Consider the following 17,619-nt stretch of genomic DNA (forward strand, 5'->3'; position numbering starts at 1 on the left):
GTCGGCGAGATAGGATTTGAACCTACGACCCACTGGTCCCAAACCAGTTGCGCTACCAAGCTGCGCTACTCGCCGACATGCTATACAGATAAATTGGGGTGGCTAATGGGACTTGAACCCACGACAACCGGAATCACAATCCGGGGCTCTACCAACTGAGCTATAGCCACCGTCGTCTGTTAGACTCGCATTGACTGGCGCGCTCGACAGGATTCGAACCTGCGACCTTTGGCTCCGGAGGCCAACGCTCTATCCAACTGAGCTACGAGCGCTCATCGCGTCGTTGCGGGGCGTATATTAAGAGTTTACAAATCACTTGTCTAGTCTTTTTTTCTATTTTTTTATTGCAAGATAGTTTTTTGCGCAATTTGTTTATTATTTAAGATAAAGCTGTGTGTTTTTTATAATTTTTCCGAAATTTGACCGCACTTAATCCTGTCGTTTAACCGGCGTCAACACCCAAATAATCAATAATCCGAACAGCAAACCAATGCCACCGCCGGCAGCCGCCCATAAGAGACGGTTCGGATAATCATAATCCAGCGGCTGAGACGGTTTTTTCAGATAGCGATATGCCACTAAGGTATCATCCAGAGCAGTTACCGATTTCATCATATTCAGTTTGCCCTGCCAATCCTGCGCGTCGCTGCGCTGTCCGGCCTGCCCCAAATTCAATTGGGTTGCCGTATTAATTTGGTTGAACAGGATTTTCCATTGTAAAATCAATTCATTATAAACGACACTGCGCGTAACATCATTCGTGTGTTGAATAAATGCGGCTAACAGTTCGGCCGCCTGTTTGGGATTTTCCAGCGCAATACTGACGCCAACGGGGGTTTGTGCCGTTTGCGGCGTAATATGAACCTGATGGATCAATTGCTGCAACAATTTATTATCCGCCTGACTATTGCCCGTCATCTGCTGCTTGTAATATTCGCTGCGCTGCCAGAAAGCGCTGATATTGTCATATGCGGATAATTGTTGCGTGAATTCCCGGTAAACGGTATCCGTCGCCTTAGACGCACTCTGGCGCTCTCCGCTAATCAGCTGATACATGGAAAATAAAGAAGAATAATTTCCCAGCTCATTGGTCGTCGGCGGAGCAATGATTGCCGATGCCGTCCATAACGGTTTCACGAAATAACTACCGGCATAACCGCAAAACGCCAAAAGTGCGGTCAAAAATAACACAATAATGCTATTTTTTCGTTTACGTCCACATCCCTGCTTATCTGTCATATTTCCCCCGATAGCGTTAAGACGATTTTAAACGCCGCGCACGGCGTTTCATACGACGCAGCCAGCGTGTGATCCGCCATGCTCTTGCGATTGAAAAAGAATACACGAAAAACAACAGGATAAATGCCAGAAACATCACCCATTCGTTAATATAAAAAATCTCGCCCAAAATACCGAAACCGGCGCAAAGTGCGGCGACAAAGGTAATCAATAAAAATGCTTGTCGGGAGCTGAGCCCTGCCCGTACCATTAAATGATGCACATGCAGCCGATCAGGACGAAACGGGCTTTTGCCCTTGCGCAAACGGCGATAAATAATCGCGATCATATCCACCACAGGAATGGCGATAATCCATAACGCGGTAATCGGATTCATCGGATGTCCCTTGCCCTGCGTACTCAGCAGTAAAATCCAGATAATCGTAAATCCGATTAACGTACTGCCCGCATCACCCATAAACACTTTATATTTCGCCCCGAACGGAATGCCCAGGTTCAGCATAAAATAAGGCAGAATGGCGATAATCAGGGCAAAACTCCAGTACGCCAAATCCATTTGGTTATCCAGCACCAGCAAAATACCGATAGCCGCAAACGCCACGCTGGACAGCCCGCCGAGCAAACCGTCTATTCCGTCGATCATATTAAACGCGTTGATCACCGCAATGGTGGCAAATACCGTAATCATCAAGCCGATCGAGCCTAACGTCAGCTGAAACGGCCCGATAATCTGACCTAAATGATCGAGATAAATATTGCCCATATCAATCATTAAAATCGCCAGAAACGCCTGAATGCCTGCCCGGATAAACGGGCTGATATCAAAACGGTCGTCCCAGATACCGATAACCAGCAACACGAAAATACTGAACAGATACAGCCCCGGCAGGCGCATTTGATCCCATTCCAGTAAATAAAAACACAGATTGCCGGCAAACAGAGAAATGCCGCCGATCAACGGTATCGCGCCCTGATGGCGCTTGCGGTAATTAGGTTTATCCACTAAACCGACTTTCTGCGCAAGCGGGCGCATCACAAATAATGTGGCTAACGCGCCTAAAAAGGTAAGTAACAAACTAACTAACATTGCGATATGTAAAGATGACGAAATTCAATGCGGCAAGCATATCATAAAGCAAAATCCGAACATAAATATTTTTATAAATTTATCACGTTTTCAAGTACAATAACCGGCATTCTGCAACAAAAAAGGACAATCATCATGACGACTTCAGAAACCTTATTTTCCCGCGCCCAGCAAGTGATTCCGGGCGGAGTAAACTCACCGGTGCGGGCGTTCAAAGGGGTGGGCGGCACACCGGTTTTCATTGAAAAAGCACAGGGCGCTTATATTTTCGATACCGACGGCAAGCCTTATATCGATTATGTCGGCTCCTGGGGGCCGATGATTCTGGGGCATAATCATCCCGCGATTTTAAGTGCGGTGCTGAAAACCGCAGAAAAAGGGCTGAGTTTCGGCGCGCCGACGCCGTCGGAAATCGATTTGGCCGAGCTGGTGTGCGAATTGGTGCCTTCCATTGAAATGGTGCGCATGGTCAGCTCCGGTACCGAAGCCACCATGTCGGCCATTCGGCTGGCACGCGGCTATACCAAACGGGACAAAATCCTGAAATTCGAAGGCTGTTATCACGGGCATTCCGACAGCTTATTGGTTAAAGCAGGTTCCGGTGCACTGACGCTGGGACAGCCGAGTTCGCCCGGCGTGCCGGAAGATTTCGCCAAACACACGCTGACCTGCGAATACAATAATCTGCAATCGGTTAAAGACGCTTTCGCCCAATATCCCGATGAAATCGCCTGTTTAATTATTGAACCGGTCGCCGGTAACATGAACTGTATTCCGCCGAAGCCGGGTTTCTTACAGGGATTGCGTGAGCTGTGTGATCAATATGGCACGTTGTTTATTATCGATGAAGTGATGACCGGCTTTCGGGTCGCCCTCGGCGGCGCTCAACATTATTACGGCGTGACGCCCGATCTCACCACTTTAGGCAAAGTGATCGGCGGCGGTATGCCGGTGGGCGCGTTCGGCGGTAAAAAAGAAATTATGCAATATATCGCACCGACCGGCCCGGTTTATCAGGCTGGCACCTTATCCGGCAACCCGATTGCCATGGCGGCGGGGCTTGCCTGTTTAACCGAGCTGAAAAAAGCGGGCAACGAGCAGCATCTCGCCCGCCTGACGGAAAAACTGGCGCACGGTTTAAAAGCCGCGGCGGACAAACACGGCGTACCGTTTCTGGTCAATTATGTGGGCGGCATGTTCGGATTATTCTTTACCGCGCAGCCGGAAGTGTCCTCTTATCAGCATGCGGTGCAATGCGATGTGGAAAAATTCAGACGGTTTTTCCACCACATGCTGCAGCAAGGTGTCTACCTCGCGCCTTCCGCCTTTGAAGCGGGATTTATGTCCCTCGCCCATACGGAGCAGGACATTGAGCGTACAATCCAAGCCGCGGACATTGCCTTTGCCGCATTAAAATAACAACGCCCTGGGCATAACGGACAAGCATTTCGGAGCAGTGATGGATAAGGCAAAATATCATCTGGCTATACTGAAAGTGCATTTTACCGCACTGCTGTTCGGTGCGACCGGGCTGTTCGGCGTATTGATTAAAAGTGATGCCGGCGTGCTGGTGCTGGGACGCGTTCTGATTGCCCTGCTGGCGCTCTCGGTCTTTTTCCTGCTGAAAAAGATCCCGCTCGTCCGGCTCAGCGCAAAGGAGATACTGGCGCAGTGCCTGCTCAGCTTTTTGCTGACCATGCACTGGGTCACCTTTTATATCGCGGTCAAAGTCGGCGGCGTTGCGCTGGGCACGCTGGGATTCGCCAGTTTTCCCGCATTCGTCGGATTATTTGAAGTGCTGGCCTTCAAAGAGCGGTTAACCTGGCGCGAATTTCTGCTGCTACTCAGCATTTCCATCGGGTTGGTGCTGGTAACGCCGCAATTTGAATTCGGCAATCAGGCGACACAGGGATTATTGTGGGGAATTTTTTCCGGCGCCATCTATGCCTTGCTAGCTATTTTTAACCGTAAAAACGCCTCGAAAATATCGGGTTCTCAGGCAAGCTGGTGGCAGTATCTGGTCGGTATCGTCATTTTATTGCCGGTCAGCGGCGCCCAGCTGCCGGCGGTATCCGCCGCAGACTGGCTGTGGATCGCCTGTATCGGTTTGCTGTGCACCAGTCTGGCTTATACCCTGTTTATTTCCAGTCTGGATACGGTCAACGCCCGCACGGCGGCGATGATTATTTCTCTTGAGCCGGTATATGCCATCGTGATGGCGTGGGCATGGCTCGGTGAAGTGCCGACACCGAAAATGCTGCTCGGCGGGGCGATCATCATTTTGTCCGTCGCACTGGTGAATTGGCGCAAATAATGCGCTGAAATCCACCGCACTTTGCGCAACCGCCGCCATAGCACATATAAAAAGTGCGGTGATTTTTGGCGCCGTTTTTTACAGCGCCGCCACAATCCGTTGTTTCAGCGCTTCCCGCTCGTCCTCGCTTAATGCACGATTCCGTTTATTGGTCAGAATAAAAAAGTCCTCCGCTTTTTCACCAATCGTCGTAATTTTAGCGTTCAGCAAATTCAGTTCCAGCTCGGTGAAAATCTGACTGACCTCCGCCAGCAATCCCGCTTTGTCCAGCGCAAACAGCTCCATTTCCGTCTGCTCGGTTTTTTCCGTCGGCAAAAAACGGACTTCCGTATTGACGCGAAAATGCTGCAACCGGCGGTTTTTATTCCGATTCGGCGCCGCTACCCAATCGCAGCGCAGCGCGCGGGTCAGCGCCTGTTCCAGCTCACGGCGGCGGTCAAATTTCGCCAGCTCGCCGTTTAATTCGGTAACGATAAAGCTGTCGAAAACATAGCCGTCCGCGCTGGTGATAATCTGCGAGTCATGAATACTGAACCGCTTCGCGCCGATTGCCGAAACCAGTCGGTGAAACAGGTTCGGCCGATCCTGGCAATAAATAAAGATCTCGGTGCCGCCGGCGGAAAAACGGTTACTGATTTTCACCACAAAATCCTCCTGCGCCTCAAGCAGCAACTGCGTGTGCCAAGCGATTTGTTTCGGACTGTTGCGTAAAAAATAGTCGTCCGGACAGCGCCGCCAGACCGGCATGACGTCTTGTTCGCTTAACTGCGGATTTTCGCCTAACAGTAACGCCAGCGCCTCTTGACGATGAGCGGCGATTTTTTCCTGATTATCCGCCAAACGGCTCATTCCGCGCTGAAACTGCTGGTTAGTGTACTGATACAATGTTGCCAGCAATGAGCGTTTCCAGCTGTTCCACAGGGTTTCGTTAGTGGCGCAGATATCGGCGACGGTCAGGCAGATTAAATAATCCAGCCGCACCGGATTCTGCACCGCTGCGGCAAACGCCATCACCACTTCCGGATCATGAATATCCCGCCGCTGTGCGGTCACCGACATCAGCAGATGTTGTCTCACCAGCCATGCCATCGTCGCCGTTTCGCGCGCATCGAAACCATGCAGACGGGCAAATTCAATCATATCCTGCGCGCCCAGTTCGGCATGATCGCCGCCGCGGCCTTTGGCAATATCATGAAATAAGGCGGCCAGATAAATTAATGTGCGATCCGATAAAGCGGGAAACACCACACTGCAAACCGGATGTGCGGCGGCATTTTCCGGCGCCAGAAAACTTTCCAGTTTCAGCATAACGCGCAGCGTGTGTTCGTCCACGGTGTAATTGTGGAACAAATCGAACTGCATCAGCCCTTCAATATTTTTCCATTGCGGCAAATAAATGTTCAGCAGGCCGTAGCGGCGCATCGGCAGCAGCGCCCGTTCAATGGCTTTCGGCTGCACAAACAGGCGCAGGAATTTTTCCCGTGCCGCCGGCATAGCGCTTAAATAGCCGTCAAACCTGTCCAGCGCCAGATTCAGCTGACGCAGCGTCGCCGAGTGAATATCCGCCGCAGGTTGTTGAGTCAGATGATAGAACAGATCCAAAATACTGTCCGGGCGGGTTTGGAAACAAGCGGGATTACGCAGGCAGATTTCGTTGTTTTTCAGACAGAAATGTTCGTCTAACGGCACGGCGGGCGCATCCGTCACGGCGGTCAGAAAATGTTCGCGATAATGCTTGGTTAAAATATCGCTCAGCAGCGAGATGGACTGCAGCGCCTGAAAAAACGCCTTCATCATTTTCTCCACCGCCTGATTCCCTTCTCCCCGATAGCCCAGTAATTCGCTGACTTTCAGTTGGCGGTCAAACAGCAAACGGTTATCGTAACGTTTTAACATCAGATGCAACGCAAACCGCACTTTAAATAAAAATTGCTGGCTTTGCTGTAGCAGCGCATATTCCTGCGGATAAATAAACCCGGATTGCAGAATATCATCCAGCGTCTTCGCCCCGGTATGCCGCAGCGCCAGCCAGTACAGCAGATGCAGATCGCGCAGCCCGCCGGGGCTGTATTTAATATCCGGTTCAAGATTATAGCTGGTGTTGTTATAACGTTGATAACGCTCGCTTTTTTCCTGCATTTTAGCGGTGAAGAACGCGTCGATCGGCCAGAAATCCGCCTGTTGCAAAAGTGCGGTCAGTTTTACGAACAAATTTCGGTTACCGCACAAATAGCGGCTTTCCAGTAAATTGGTGGCGATACTGATGTCCTGCCGGCCTTCCTGCTCGCATTGCGCCAGAGTGCGAACCGCATGCCCCACCTCAAAGCCGCAATCCCATAAAAACTGAATCAATCCGCGGATGCCTTCTTCCGTTGCGGCGTCGATATGCCCTTCGGTCAGAATCAGCACATCCAGATCCGACAACGGAAACATTTCTTCCCGCCCGTAACCGCCGACGGCGATCAACGCCAGCGGCGGCAGCGATGCCGGCTGAAAATGTCGCCAAAGATGAGCCAGCAGCTGATCACAAAAGCGCGTGCGGTTGGCGATCAGCTCATTTACCGCCATGCGCTCAAACTGCGCCAGCTCAAAGGCTTTCAGCGCCTCTTTCTGTGCTTTGATCGCCTCCACGGTCAGCGCGGTGGGCGGAATATAGTTAAACATGAAAGATCCTTGCAAACATTTCAGAGCGGGATAATCCCGATATAAAACGGGGCGCTCAAAGCACCCCGCTACGTCGGTTAAACATTCACCATAATACGGCTAATCCGTCCCGCCTGTTCTTCTTCCGGACGAATCGTCATCACTTCACAGCCCGTCGCGGTAACCACCAGCTGATGTTCGTACTGCGCCGAATGACTGCGGTCTTTGGTTTTCACCGTCCAGCCGTCGCCCATCAGGCGCACTTCTTTCTTACCCGCATTGATCATCGGCTCAATGGTAAATACCATGCCTTCTTTCAAAATCACGCCGCCGTCGTCGGCATAATAATGCAGCACCTGCGGTTCGCAATGAAATTCGGTACCGATACCATGACCGCAATATTCGCGCACCACGCTAAATCCCTGACTTTCCGTATAATGCTGCACGGCTTTGCCGATTTCCCGTAAACGAATGCCCGGTTTTACCGTGCGCAGCCCGACATAAAGCGCTTCCTGCGCCGCTTCAACCAGCTTTTGGCTGCGGATATTGGTTTGCCCGACGATATACATTTTGGAGTTATCGCCGAAATAGCCGTCTTTAATGACCGTCACGTCGATATTTAAAATATCGCCGTTTTTTAACGTTTTTCCTTCGCTCGGAATGCCATGACAAACCACTTCATTAAGCGAAATGCAGGTCGCTTTCGGGAAACCGTGATAGCCCAGACAGGCCGGGATCACCTTTTGTTCGTTAACCATATAGTCATGACAGAGACGATCCAGCTCGCCGGTGGTCACGCCTGCCTTCACATAGGGTTCGATCATTATCAGCACATCGGCCGCCAGCTTGCAGGCCTCGCGCAGTTTTATAATTTCGTCTTCCGTTCTCAATGGAATAGCCATAATTATCTCTCTGTTAAATAAAAAATTTGCCGCATTGTAGCATTATTCAATAGAAAAATCCTTGATAAATTCTTGAACGGATTGGTGGGTTATTGGATAATACGCCCATTCAATGCAACAACGAAGTAACAGACGAGATAAATTATGACAGAGATGACAGTTCCGCTAACCTTTACCGATGCGGCGGCAAATAAAGTCAAAGCGCTGATTAGCGAAGAAGAAAACAGCGCGCTGAAACTGCGCGTGTATATTACCGGCGGCGGCTGTAGCGGTTTCCAGTACGGTTTTACCTTCGATGAAAAAGTCAACGAAGGCGATCTGACCGTGGAAAATGCCGGCGTTCAGCTGGTGATCGATCCCATGAGTCTGCAATATCTTATCGGCGGCACCGTCGATTATACCGAGGGGCTGGAAGGTTCGCGCTTTATCGTCAACAACCCGAACGCCACCACCACCTGCGGTTGCGGTTCCTCTTTCAGCATCTGACGGCATGGATTTCCAGTTCACCTATGATGCCGGCGAGATTATGGCAACCTGCTCTATGGGGCATGAAGCGCTGGCAAACTGGCTGAATATTGAAGTGCGGTCAAATCCGTCGTTAATTTCAACCGCACTTTTACAGCTGCAAAATGCTAAAATACGCTCCTTTCCCGATGATATTGTGCTGCTCGGGTGCGAATACAGCCTGTTTATCAATGCCGACGAAGTCATGATTAAGGCCAATAATCTGGAAATTGCCGGTCAGGACGAACCGGAAGACGGTTTTCATTATTACGATGAGGAAAGCATCGCCTTTTGCGGCACAGAAGATTTCGAGCGTTTTTTACGGTCTTATCTGGCCTTTAACGCCCAACCCAACGGATAACCTATGGCAGACGAACGGCACCACGACAACACGCAGACAGATTCCCGCGCCGCAAAGCGCAACGCACCGCTGCGCGCCTTACTGATCAAAATCGCCTTTGTGGCGCTCTGCTATATCGCCTTTTACGGCATTTATCTGGACGGTAAAATCCGTGCCAAAATGGACGGGCAGGTCTGGCAGCTGCCGGCCGAAGTGTACAGCCGCATCGACAGCATTCGTTTAAGCGATCGCCTGAGTCCGGAACAAATCAAACAACAGCTGCTCGAACACGGCTATCGCCAGACCACTATGGTCGCCGCACCGGGCGATTTCAAAATTGAAAACGACAGCATCGTTTTACTGCGCGGCGCCTTTCCGTTCCCCACGCAACCGGAAGCCCAACGGTTATTCCGTTTACGTTTCAGCGACAACAAACTCAGCGTCATTGAAGATCTGATCAACGTAAAAGCCATCGACGAATTCCGGCTGGCGCCGAAACTTATCGCCATGCTGCAATCGGATAAAGAAGAACGGCTGGCCATTTCGCTGCAAAATTATCCGCGTCTGCTGATCGATGCGTTATTGCTCACCGAAGACCGCCGTTTCTACGAACATGACGGCATCAGCCCCATCGGCATCATCCGCGCGCTGATCGCCAATATTCAGGCCGGACACCGCGTACAGGGCGGCAGTACGCTGACTCAGCAACTGGTAAAAAACCTGTTTCTCAGCAACGAACGTTCCTTCAGCCGTAAAATCAATGAAGCGCTGATGGCACTGATTCTGGACTCCCGCTATGATAAAAACCGCATTCTGGAAACCTATTTAAACGAAATCTATCTGGGACAAAACGGCGATACCCAAATTCACGGCTTTGAATTGGCCAGTCATTTCTACTTCGGGCGTTCCATTCGGGAAATCAGTCTCGACCAGATCGCCTTATTGGTGGGAATGGTCAAAGGCCCGTCGTTGTATAACCCTTGGCGCAATCCGAACAATGCGCTGGAGCGCCGTAATGTGGTGCTGCATCTGCTGCTGGAACATAAAGTCATCAGCGACGAACTGTATGATATGCTGAGCAAGCGCCCCTTAGGCGTGCAGGCACGCGGTAAAATCAACCGTAAATATCCGGCGTTTCTGCAAACGTTGCAGACGGAATTACGTCATCAGCTGGGCGAGAGCAAGGCCGCCGCCTTATCCGGTGCGCGCATTTTCTCCACGCTGGACGGCAAACAGCAGCAATATGCGGAAAACGCAGTGATCAATACCGTTTCCGAATTACAGCTGAAATATAAAAATCCGCATCTGGAATCCGCACTGGTGGTGGCCGATTACCGCAGCGGCGAGGTCAGAGCCATTGTCGGCGGGCTGCAAACCGACTATGCCGGCTTTAACCGCGCCGTCAGCGCGCGCCGCCAAATCGGCTCGCTGGTTAAACCGTCGGTTTATTTGACCGCCCTTTCCCATCCGCAGCAGTTCCGCCTGAATACGCCGATTCAAAATCAGCCGATTACCATTCATGTCAAAGGCAGCCCGCCATGGCAGCCGCGCAACTATGACCGCAAATACAGCGGTTCAGTCATGTTAATGGACGCCTTGGTTCGCTCGCTGAATATTCCGACAGTCAATATCGGCATGAAAGTGGGCTTGACTCAGGTTATCGAAACGCAAAAAGCCATGGGCTGGGATAACGTCAGCATTCCGAAACTGCCGTCCACTCTGCTGGGGGCCTATTCGATTTCGCCTTATGAAGTCACCAAACTGTACCAAACCATCGCCAACGAGGGCGCCAGTATCAGGCTTGCGACTATCGACAGCGTCACCGATCACCAAGGCAATCTTCTTTATCAACGGGCGATGGAACCGGAGCAGGTTGTGCCGCGCGAAGCCGCATTCCAAACCCTGTTTGCCATGCAGCAGGCAGTGGAACGCGGCACCGGACGCAGCCTGCAAAATCATTTCGCCCATTTGCATCTGGCGGGCAAAACCGGCACCACCAACGATGCGCGCGATACTTGGTTTGTCGGCATTGACGGCGAGCATGTGGTTACGGTATGGCTGGGACGCGATGATAACGGCGATACCAATCTGACCGGCGCCAGCGGCGCGCTTCAGGTCTATCGGGACTATTTACAGCGCTTCGAGGCAACGCCGTTGAAACGGCCTACGCCGCCGGATATCAAATGGGTCGGCATTAATGCTTATGGCAGCTGGGATTGCGACAGCGCGCGCAAAATTCCGGTCTGGAGCGATCGCAATCAATCGTTCTGTGCGCCGCAACGCGCCGTCTCGGCGGAGGACGGCGGCAAACAACGGGAAAGCCTGTGGGATGTGTTAAAACCGGCCGCGCCCGCCAACAGCGCGCCGGTGGAAGACGCCCTGCCGGCGAATTAACGCGCTTTATTGATGATGTTCAAGCCGGCGACGAAATAAATCTTTACTGTAAATCACCTGTGTCGGATTCAGCCGGTCAATTCCGCCCAGACTCGGATCCACATACAGGGCGGCCGTATATTGAAAAACCGGCAGCACCACATTGTCCTGCTGCAAAATATCGATAATCTGTCCGTACAGCGCGCTGCGTTCCTGCTCGGAAATCGGCTGCAAGGTTTTTTCCAACAGCTGATCCACTTTTTTATTATGATAACCGCTTTTATTATCCGGGTCTGCGGAATAAAAATTCATCAGAAATGCGGAAGGTTCATTATAATCCGCACACCAGCCGGAGCGGATAATCTGAAAATCGCCTGTCGCCCGTTTTTCCAACAATTGCTGCCAAGACACCGGCTCGGCGCTGATCCGAATCATATCCGACTGCGACAGCATTTGTACCAGTCTTTGCGCGATGCGCGGATGCACCCCGTCCTGATCAAAGGTCAGCCGCAGCTGCAACGGCGTTTTCTCATTAATTCCGTTTTGCTGCAACAATTGCTCCACCAGTACCGGTTCCCAGCGGCTTTCCTGCTCCGTGCGCATGGATTGCGGCAGGAAATGGCTGCTTGCCAGCATATCCGGCTGTTCGTGCTGCACCAGATTGCGTGCCGACATCATCGAAACTAACGCTTTTCTGACCGCACTTTTCGCCAGAACCGGATCGTTGAAATTAAATTCATAATAATAGCTGCATAATTTCGGCAAGTGGATAACCGCGCTATGGTGCTGCTGCGGATTTTGCACGACATCCAGCTCGGTCAGCAGTTGGTCCGGCGTCATCTTACGATAATCAACCTGCTTGAAAAAATGCTGATCCGCCGCCCGATAATAAGGATTTTCCGTCAGGTGAATCATATCGCCCTGCTGACCGGCGACAGTATAAGCGCCGTTCGTCACAAAACCGCTGTGCGCCTGTAAATACTGCGGCAATAACGCCGGATGTGCCAGCATGGCGGGCAGATAAGGTTTCGCCTTATCCAGACGGATTTGCAGCACCCGTTCGCTCACGGCGTTGACACCGAGACTGTCCGCCGGCAGTTGGCCGGCAATCACGGCCGCCGCATGTTGCAGGCCCAGAAAGGTTAAATAGGATTTTAGCGGATTCTCCGAACGCGCCAGCCGCTGCCAGCTGCGCACGAAATCCTCGGCGCGAACCGGCTCGCCGTTTGACCATTTGGCATTTTCGCGCAATACAAACGTCCAGTTTTTATTATCTTCCGTTTGCCAGCTTTCCGCCACTGCTGGCATAATCCGCCCCTGCGCATCATAAATCACCAGCCCTTCCAGAATATCGCGCAGAAAAATACTTTGCTCTTCGTTGCGCAGCTCGGAGGGGCTTATCACCAAATCACCGTAAACCCCGCGCGTCAGCACATCAAACTTCACTGCCGGCGATACGGCAGGCAAACTCGCGGCGGATTTCGGCGGCGGTAGGGGCTGATCACAGGCGCAGAGGCCGAAAACAGCACAAAAAAACACCGCACTTTTAACGGAAAATAAAGAACGGAAATCTGACTTGAAATTGAACATGACGCATAAATCGTTGCCGGAAAGATAGCGGCATTATACAAAAATGCGTGGTGAATACCAATTTATTCTTTGACGGTCTTAATCCAGAAGAAAAAGAACCAGTATTTGATCAACAGCACCGCGATAATAAGACTTTTCGCCAGCACGCCGGGCGAAAAATAAAAGCCGATGGCCAGCATCACCGTGGCGAACGCCAGAATCCAGCATTTCGATTTCTGACTTAACGCCCGCTGCTCTTTAAACGATTTAAGATGCTTCTGGTATAATTCCGTCTGCAAAAACCACTGATGCAGCCGATCGGAACCTTTGGCAAAGAAAAACAGGGTTAACAACAAAAACGGCGTTGCCGGCAACATCGGCAAAACCACGCCTAATACGCCCAACGCCAGAAAAAAACAGCCTAACAGAATATAAATCGCTTTCATTATCGCCCTTATCAAATAAAAATAATTCTCAATTATCCGCAATTTTTTAGATTTTTCAAGGTGGATATTATAAAATTTGCCCCTATTTATTAGATTATGCTTTTATCGACAGCCTGAAACCAGGCACTTCATTTTATTAAGGATCACAGTTATGTCTAATCCATTATTGAGCGCAACGGCATTACCGCAATTTTCACGCATCCGCCCCGAACACATCCGCCCGGCCATTGAGCAACTGATTCAGGACTGCCGGCAGGAAGTCGAACGTCTGTTAAAACAACCGCACTTCAGCTGGGAAAATCTGATTCAGCCGCTGACCGAAAGCGGTGAGCGGTTAAGCCGCGCCTGGTCGCCGGTCAGTCATTTAAATGCGGTAAAAAACAGCCCGGAATTGCGCGAGGCTTATCAGGCCTGTCTGCCGTTATTATCCGAATACAGCACCTGGCTCGGACAGCACGAAGGGTTATATCAGGCTTACCGGCAACTGAAAAACAGCCCTGAATTCGAACATTACAGCACGGCGCAGAAAAAATCCGTCGACAATGCCCTGCGCGATTTCAAACTGTCCGGGATTTCCTTAGCGCCGGAAAAACAAAAGCGCTACGGCGAAATCGTCTCGCGCCTGTCGGAATTAAGCTCACAGTTCAGCAATAATGTGCTGGACGCCACCATGGGCTGGGAAAAAGTCATTGACGATGAAGCCCTGCTGCGCGGTCTGCCGGAAAGCGCATTGCAGGCAGCAAAACAATCGGCGCAACACAAAGGTCTCAGCGGTTATCGCTTCACCCTTGAATTTCCGAGCTATTTACCGGTGATGACCTATTGCGAAAACCGTGAACTGCGCGAGGAAATGTACCGCGCGTTTGTTACCCGCGCATCGGAGCAAGGCCCGAATGCAGGCAAATGGGATAATTCGGCCATTATGGAAGAGATTCTGAACCTGCGTCTGGAGCTGGCAAAATTGCTGGATTTCCATACTTATACCGAGCTGTCGCTGGCCACCAAAATGGCGGAAAGCCCGCAGCAAGTGCTGGATTTTCTGACCAATCTTGCCGAACGAGCCAAACCGCAGGGCGAACGCGAACTGGCGGAATTGCAGGCGTTTTGTCAAACGCAGTTTAATCTGACCGCACTCGAACCTTGGGATATCGCCTTTTACAGTGAAAAACAGAAACAAAGTCTGTATGCCATTAACGATGAAGCGCTGCGCCCGTATTTCCCGGAAGATCGGGTTCTTGCCGGTTTGTTTGAAGTGATCAAGCGCATTTTCAATATCCGCGCGGTCGAACGCTTTAATGTGGACAGCTGGCATAAAGATGTGCGTTTCTTTGATTTGATCGACGCCAATGATCAGCTTCGCGGCAGTTTTTATCTCGATCTGTACGCGCGGGAAAATAAACGCGGCGGCGCCTGGATGGACGATTGTATCGGGCGCAGACGCAAAGCGGACGGCTCGATCCAAACGCCGGTCGCCTATCTGACCTGTAATTTCAATGCGCCGATCGGCGATAAACCGGCATTATTCACCCACGATGAAGTCACGACGCTGTTCCATGAATTCGGACACGGGATCCACCATATGCTGACGCAAATCGACATCGCCGATGTGGCCGGGATTAACGGCGTGCCTTGGGACGCGGTGGAATTGCCGAGCCAGTTTTTAGAAAACTGGTGCTGGGAAGAAGAGGCGCTGGCGTTTATTTCCGGTCATTATGAAAGCGGCGAACCGCTGCCGAAAGAAAAACTGCACCAGCTGCTGAAAGCCAAAAATTTCCAGGCCGCCATGTTCGTGCTGCGTCAGCTGGAATTCGGTTTGTTCGATTTCCGTCTGCATCATTATTTCCAGCCGGGCAAACCTGATCAGATCTTAAATACGCTGCGCCAGGTTAAAGCGCAGGTGGCGGTGATCAAAGGGGTGGATTGGGCAAGACCGGCACACAGTTTCAGCCATATTTTCGCCGGAGGCTATGCCGCCGGCTATTACAGCTATTTATGGGCGGAAGTGTTGTCTGCCGACGCCTTTTCCCGCTTTGAAGAAGAAGGCATTTTCAACCCGGTGACCGGTCAATCCTATCTGGACGAAATTCTGACCCGCGGCGGGTCGGAAGAACCGATGACGCTGTTCAAACGTTTCCGGGGCCGCGCACCGCAGTTAGACGCCTTACTCAGACATAAAGGCATTGCCGGTTAAGGCAAAACCGCCCAAAAAAACACCGCACTTTTTACGCCCGGAACAAGGCTGAAAAGTGCGGTTGTTTTTTCCGTATTTTCGGCTTAATTCAGCCAGCCTGCCTGTTGTACGATAAACAGCAGCGTAAAGGCGCTTAAGTAAATCAAGCCGATAAAAGACAGCCATAACAAGCCGCCTTTCACCCGATGAGCGCCTTTCAGCACCAAAGATAAATTCAACCAAGCGAACACCGGTGTCGAAACAAAGGAGGCAATCATGGCAAATTTCAGCATCGGCCCTACGGCGTTATTAAAATAGAAAATAATCGCCAGACCGGACAGGGCGGCAAACACAATGGCCGAATTTAAAATACTCGGGCGGCTTTCTTTTTTACCTAAAATCAGGCGCAGACTTTCCACATTAGTGCGGGAATAACCGTCGATCACCGTAATGGTGGTGCCGAACATGCACATAAAAGCGATAAAGGCGATCAGACCGCGCGCCCAGTCGCCGATCGTCGAAGCGTACATATTGATCAGCTGAACAATATATTTTCCGCCCACCATTTCCACCGTATTGCCGGAGCCGTATTGCACCAATGCGCCCAACGCCAGAAAAACAATCGCCAGAATCGCCGTGCCGATAAAGCCGACGTTAAAATCAAAAATCCCGTCTTTATAAGAAACCTTGGTCAGCCGCCGTTTTGCCACCACCCACATGGAATTGATGGCCGAAATTTCAATCGGTGCCGGCATCCAGCCCATCAGCGCTACAATGAAAGCCAGCGCGCCGAGATTCCACGGCGATGGGGCGATATAATCCGCCGGCGCCACACCCTGAACGCCTGTGCGCATTAAGGCAATCACCACCGCTGCAACCGTCGTCACCGTTAAGGCAATCATAATCAGCTTGGATAAGCCATCCAGAATACGGTATTTTCCCAACAGTAAAATCGCCGTACTAAGCGCAATAACAATCAGGCTTAAGGTCGGCACCGGCACAGGAACCGGCAGCACGAAAGTTAAAATCGCCGCGCACAACAAACCAACGGCGGCGGTATTAATGATCGTCGCGAAGATATTTAACAAAAAGAAAATCCACAGATACAGTTTGCCTTTCTGGCGATAGCCTTCAAGCAGCGTATTGCCACTGTCTAAGGTATATTGCACGCCGAAGCGGAAAAAGGGATATTTAAATACATTGGCCAGAATAATAATAATCGCCAATTGCCAGCCATAAATCGCGCCCGCCTGCGTTGAGGCGATAATATGCGAACCGCCCACTGCGGCGGAAGCCATTAAGATTCCGGGCCCTAACGCACTGAATTTCGATGCCCAAGTGGATTTTTCCGTTTGTTTTTGTTCTTCACTCATCATATTTGCTTTCTGTAAAATCGATAAAAGGGAGTTGATTGTAATATATTTGTGCCGGATTATGAACAGCAAAATAATGAGAAAATAATGCAAAATGCCGTTTTTGCAGCATATTAAGCTAAAAATGAAATTTGAAAACCCTGTAAACAGCGATTATTACAGCATTAAATATTGTTTTGAGATAAATATAAAGTGAAACGCTCTGCCTATCGCATTACGCGAAGCAGTTAATCGTTTTTTTACTATTTTTGTCCGTGCAGTAAACAAGAAACATATCTCGGAGAGAAGAAAAGTAAATGTAGGTGAAAGAAATTGTTGATAAATGAAGTGAAATGGCTGGGGTACTAGGATTCGAACCTAGGAATGCCGGAATCAGAATCCGGTGCCTTACCGCTTGGCGATACCCCAACTGAAGTTTCTTAAGTTCGAAACCGTTCAGGAAGTACCCGAGAATATGGCTGGGGTACTAGGATTCGAACCTAGGAATGCCGAGATCAAAACCCGGTGCCTTACCACTTGGCGATACCCCAATCGAAATATCTTAATCTCGGAACTCTTAAATAAGGTAGCGTGGCTGGGGTACTAGGATTCGAACCTAGGGATGCCGAGATCAAAACCCGGTGCCTTACCGCTTGGCGATACCCCACCTACTCAATGAC

13 protein-coding genes and 6 tRNA genes are annotated in these 17,619 nt (G+C 50.7%); 6 read left to right on the forward strand and 13 right to left on the reverse strand.

What is annotated here, in order from left to right; all coding sequences use genetic code 11:
* Position 1 precedes the first annotated feature (1 nt).
* The 5 genes from ACESOH_RS00005 to wecA all read right to left on the reverse strand — a co-directional run bounded on the left by ACESOH_RS00005 (position 2) and on the right by wecA (position 2,326).
* Positions 2-75 (reverse strand) — tRNA-Pro (locus ACESOH_RS00005).
* A gap of 19 nt (positions 76-94) precedes the next feature.
* Positions 95-170: transfer RNA gene (locus tag ACESOH_RS00010), tRNA-His, on the reverse strand.
* A 25-nt stretch (positions 171-195) separates the two neighbouring features.
* A tRNA-Arg gene (locus ACESOH_RS00015) sits at positions 196-272 on the reverse strand.
* Between the two features lie 157 nt (positions 273-429).
* The gene (locus ACESOH_RS00020) at positions 430-1,239 is read right to left on the reverse strand and encodes a Wzz/FepE/Etk N-terminal domain-containing protein (protein WP_373098855.1); all 810 of its coding nucleotides are present in this window, start codon (positions 1,237-1,239) and stop codon (positions 430-432) included.
* A 16-nt stretch (positions 1,240-1,255) separates the two neighbouring features.
* On the reverse strand, positions 1,256-2,326 hold the full coding sequence (gene wecA / locus ACESOH_RS00025) for a UDP-N-acetylglucosamine--undecaprenyl-phosphate N-acetylglucosaminephosphotransferase (protein WP_032091922.1): 1,071 nt from the start codon (positions 2,324-2,326) through the stop codon (positions 1,256-1,258).
* Positions 2,327-2,461: 135 nt separating this feature from the next.
* Between wecA and hemL the strand changes: the two genes are divergently transcribed.
* Positions 2,462-3,745, forward strand: a complete 1,284-nt coding sequence (hemL, locus tag ACESOH_RS00030) for a glutamate-1-semialdehyde 2,1-aminomutase (RefSeq protein WP_373098857.1) — start codon at positions 2,462-2,464, stop codon at positions 3,743-3,745.
* A gap of 40 nt (positions 3,746-3,785) precedes the next feature.
* On the forward strand, positions 3,786-4,640 hold the full coding sequence (locus tag ACESOH_RS00035) for a DMT family transporter (protein WP_373098859.1): 855 nt from the start codon (positions 3,786-3,788) through the stop codon (positions 4,638-4,640).
* A 78-nt stretch (positions 4,641-4,718) separates the two neighbouring features.
* Here the strand turns inward: ACESOH_RS00035 and glnD are convergent, their stop codons facing one another.
* Together glnD and map are read right to left on the reverse strand one after the other, a co-directional pair.
* Complete coding sequence (glnD, locus tag ACESOH_RS00040; protein ID WP_373098860.1) at positions 4,719-7,304, reverse strand: bifunctional uridylyltransferase/uridylyl-removing protein GlnD; 2,586 nt, start codon at positions 7,302-7,304, stop codon at positions 4,719-4,721.
* Positions 7,305-7,381: 77 nt separating this feature from the next.
* The gene (gene map / locus ACESOH_RS00045; RefSeq protein ID WP_373098862.1) at positions 7,382-8,185 is read right to left on the reverse strand and encodes a type I methionyl aminopeptidase; all 804 of its coding nucleotides are present in this window, start codon (positions 8,183-8,185) and stop codon (positions 7,382-7,384) included.
* A gap of 144 nt (positions 8,186-8,329) precedes the next feature.
* Here map and erpA point away from each other — a divergent pair, with 144 nt between their 5' ends.
* From erpA to mrcB, 3 genes are read left to right on the forward strand one after another with little or no spacing between them, the layout of a single operon-like run.
* The gene (erpA, locus tag ACESOH_RS00050) at positions 8,330-8,671 is read left to right on the forward strand and encodes an iron-sulfur cluster insertion protein ErpA (protein WP_032091918.1); all 342 of its coding nucleotides are present in this window, start codon (positions 8,330-8,332) and stop codon (positions 8,669-8,671) included.
* Positions 8,672-8,675: 4 nt separating this feature from the next.
* Complete coding sequence (locus tag ACESOH_RS00055; protein ID WP_373098865.1) at positions 8,676-9,050, forward strand: YacL family protein; 375 nt, start codon at positions 8,676-8,678, stop codon at positions 9,048-9,050.
* A gap of 3 nt (positions 9,051-9,053) precedes the next feature.
* Positions 9,054-11,423, forward strand: coding sequence for a penicillin-binding protein 1B (mrcB, locus tag ACESOH_RS00060; protein ID WP_444335127.1), 2,370 nt, complete (start codon positions 9,054-9,056; stop codon positions 11,421-11,423).
* A gap of 6 nt (positions 11,424-11,429) precedes the next feature.
* Here the strand turns inward: mrcB and ACESOH_RS00065 are convergent, their stop codons facing one another.
* Both ACESOH_RS00065 and ACESOH_RS00070 read right to left on the reverse strand, forming a co-directional pair.
* A complete protein-coding gene (locus ACESOH_RS00065; RefSeq protein WP_373098866.1) occupies positions 11,430-12,992 on the reverse strand; it encodes a peptide ABC transporter substrate-binding protein in 1,563 nt (520 codons plus the stop codon).
* A gap of 62 nt (positions 12,993-13,054) precedes the next feature.
* Positions 13,055-13,417, reverse strand: coding sequence for a YbaN family protein (locus tag ACESOH_RS00070; protein ID WP_373098868.1), 363 nt, complete (start codon positions 13,415-13,417; stop codon positions 13,055-13,057).
* A gap of 151 nt (positions 13,418-13,568) precedes the next feature.
* On the opposite strand from ACESOH_RS00070, the gene prlC reads away from it, so the two are divergent.
* Positions 13,569-15,608, forward strand: coding sequence for an oligopeptidase A (gene prlC / locus ACESOH_RS00075; protein ID WP_373098870.1), 2,040 nt, complete (start codon positions 13,569-13,571; stop codon positions 15,606-15,608).
* A gap of 83 nt (positions 15,609-15,691) precedes the next feature.
* Here prlC and ACESOH_RS00080 read toward each other — a convergent pair whose 3' ends face one another.
* The 4 genes from ACESOH_RS00080 to ACESOH_RS00095 all read right to left on the reverse strand — a co-directional run bounded on the left by ACESOH_RS00080 (position 15,692) and on the right by ACESOH_RS00095 (position 17,606).
* A complete protein-coding gene (locus tag ACESOH_RS00080; protein WP_373099831.1) occupies positions 15,692-16,960 on the reverse strand; it encodes an NRAMP family divalent metal transporter in 1,269 nt (422 codons plus the stop codon).
* A gap of 333 nt (positions 16,961-17,293) precedes the next feature.
* A tRNA-Gln gene (locus tag ACESOH_RS00085) sits at positions 17,294-17,368 on the reverse strand.
* Between the two features lie 47 nt (positions 17,369-17,415).
* Positions 17,416-17,490 (reverse strand) — tRNA-Gln (locus ACESOH_RS00090).
* A gap of 41 nt (positions 17,491-17,531) precedes the next feature.
* Positions 17,532-17,606 (reverse strand) — tRNA-Gln (locus ACESOH_RS00095).
* Between the last annotated feature and the right edge of the window lie 13 nt (positions 17,607-17,619).

This window comes from Necropsobacter rosorum (assembly GCF_964241405.1).
Taxonomy (GTDB): domain Bacteria; phylum Pseudomonadota; class Gammaproteobacteria; order Enterobacterales; family Pasteurellaceae; genus Necropsobacter; species Necropsobacter rosorum.

Bases quoted from the DNA above. Each gene is read 5' to 3' on its own strand.
- ACESOH_RS00020 (WP_373098855.1), bottom strand. From the start codon at position 1,239: ATGACAGATAAGCAGGGATGTGGACGTAAACGAAAAAATAGCATTATT.
- wecA (WP_032091922.1), bottom strand. From the start codon at position 2,326: ATGTTAGTTAGTTTGTTACTTACCTTTTTAGGCGCGTTAGCCACATTA.
- hemL (WP_373098857.1), top strand. From the start codon at position 2,462: ATGACGACTTCAGAAACCTTATTTTCCCGCGCCCAGCAAGTGATTCCG.
- ACESOH_RS00035 (WP_373098859.1), top strand. From the start codon at position 3,786: ATGGATAAGGCAAAATATCATCTGGCTATACTGAAAGTGCATTTTACC.
- glnD (WP_373098860.1), bottom strand. From the start codon at position 7,304: ATGTTTAACTATATTCCGCCCACCGCGCTGACCGTGGAGGCGATCAAA.
- map (WP_373098862.1), bottom strand. From the start codon at position 8,185: ATGGCTATTCCATTGAGAACGGAAGACGAAATTATAAAACTGCGCGAG.
- erpA (WP_032091918.1), top strand. From the start codon at position 8,330: ATGACAGAGATGACAGTTCCGCTAACCTTTACCGATGCGGCGGCAAAT.
- ACESOH_RS00055 (WP_373098865.1), top strand. From the start codon at position 8,676: ATGGATTTCCAGTTCACCTATGATGCCGGCGAGATTATGGCAACCTGC.
- mrcB (WP_444335127.1), top strand. From the start codon at position 9,054: ATGGCAGACGAACGGCACCACGACAACACGCAGACAGATTCCCGCGCC.
- ACESOH_RS00065 (WP_373098866.1), bottom strand. From the start codon at position 12,992: ATGTTCAATTTCAAGTCAGATTTCCGTTCTTTATTTTCCGTTAAAAGT.
- ACESOH_RS00070 (WP_373098868.1), bottom strand. From the start codon at position 13,417: ATGAAAGCGATTTATATTCTGTTAGGCTGTTTTTTTCTGGCGTTGGGC.
- prlC (WP_373098870.1), top strand. From the start codon at position 13,569: ATGTCTAATCCATTATTGAGCGCAACGGCATTACCGCAATTTTCACGC.
- ACESOH_RS00080 (WP_373099831.1), bottom strand. From the start codon at position 16,960: ATGAGTGAAGAACAAAAACAAACGGAAAAATCCACTTGGGCATCGAAA.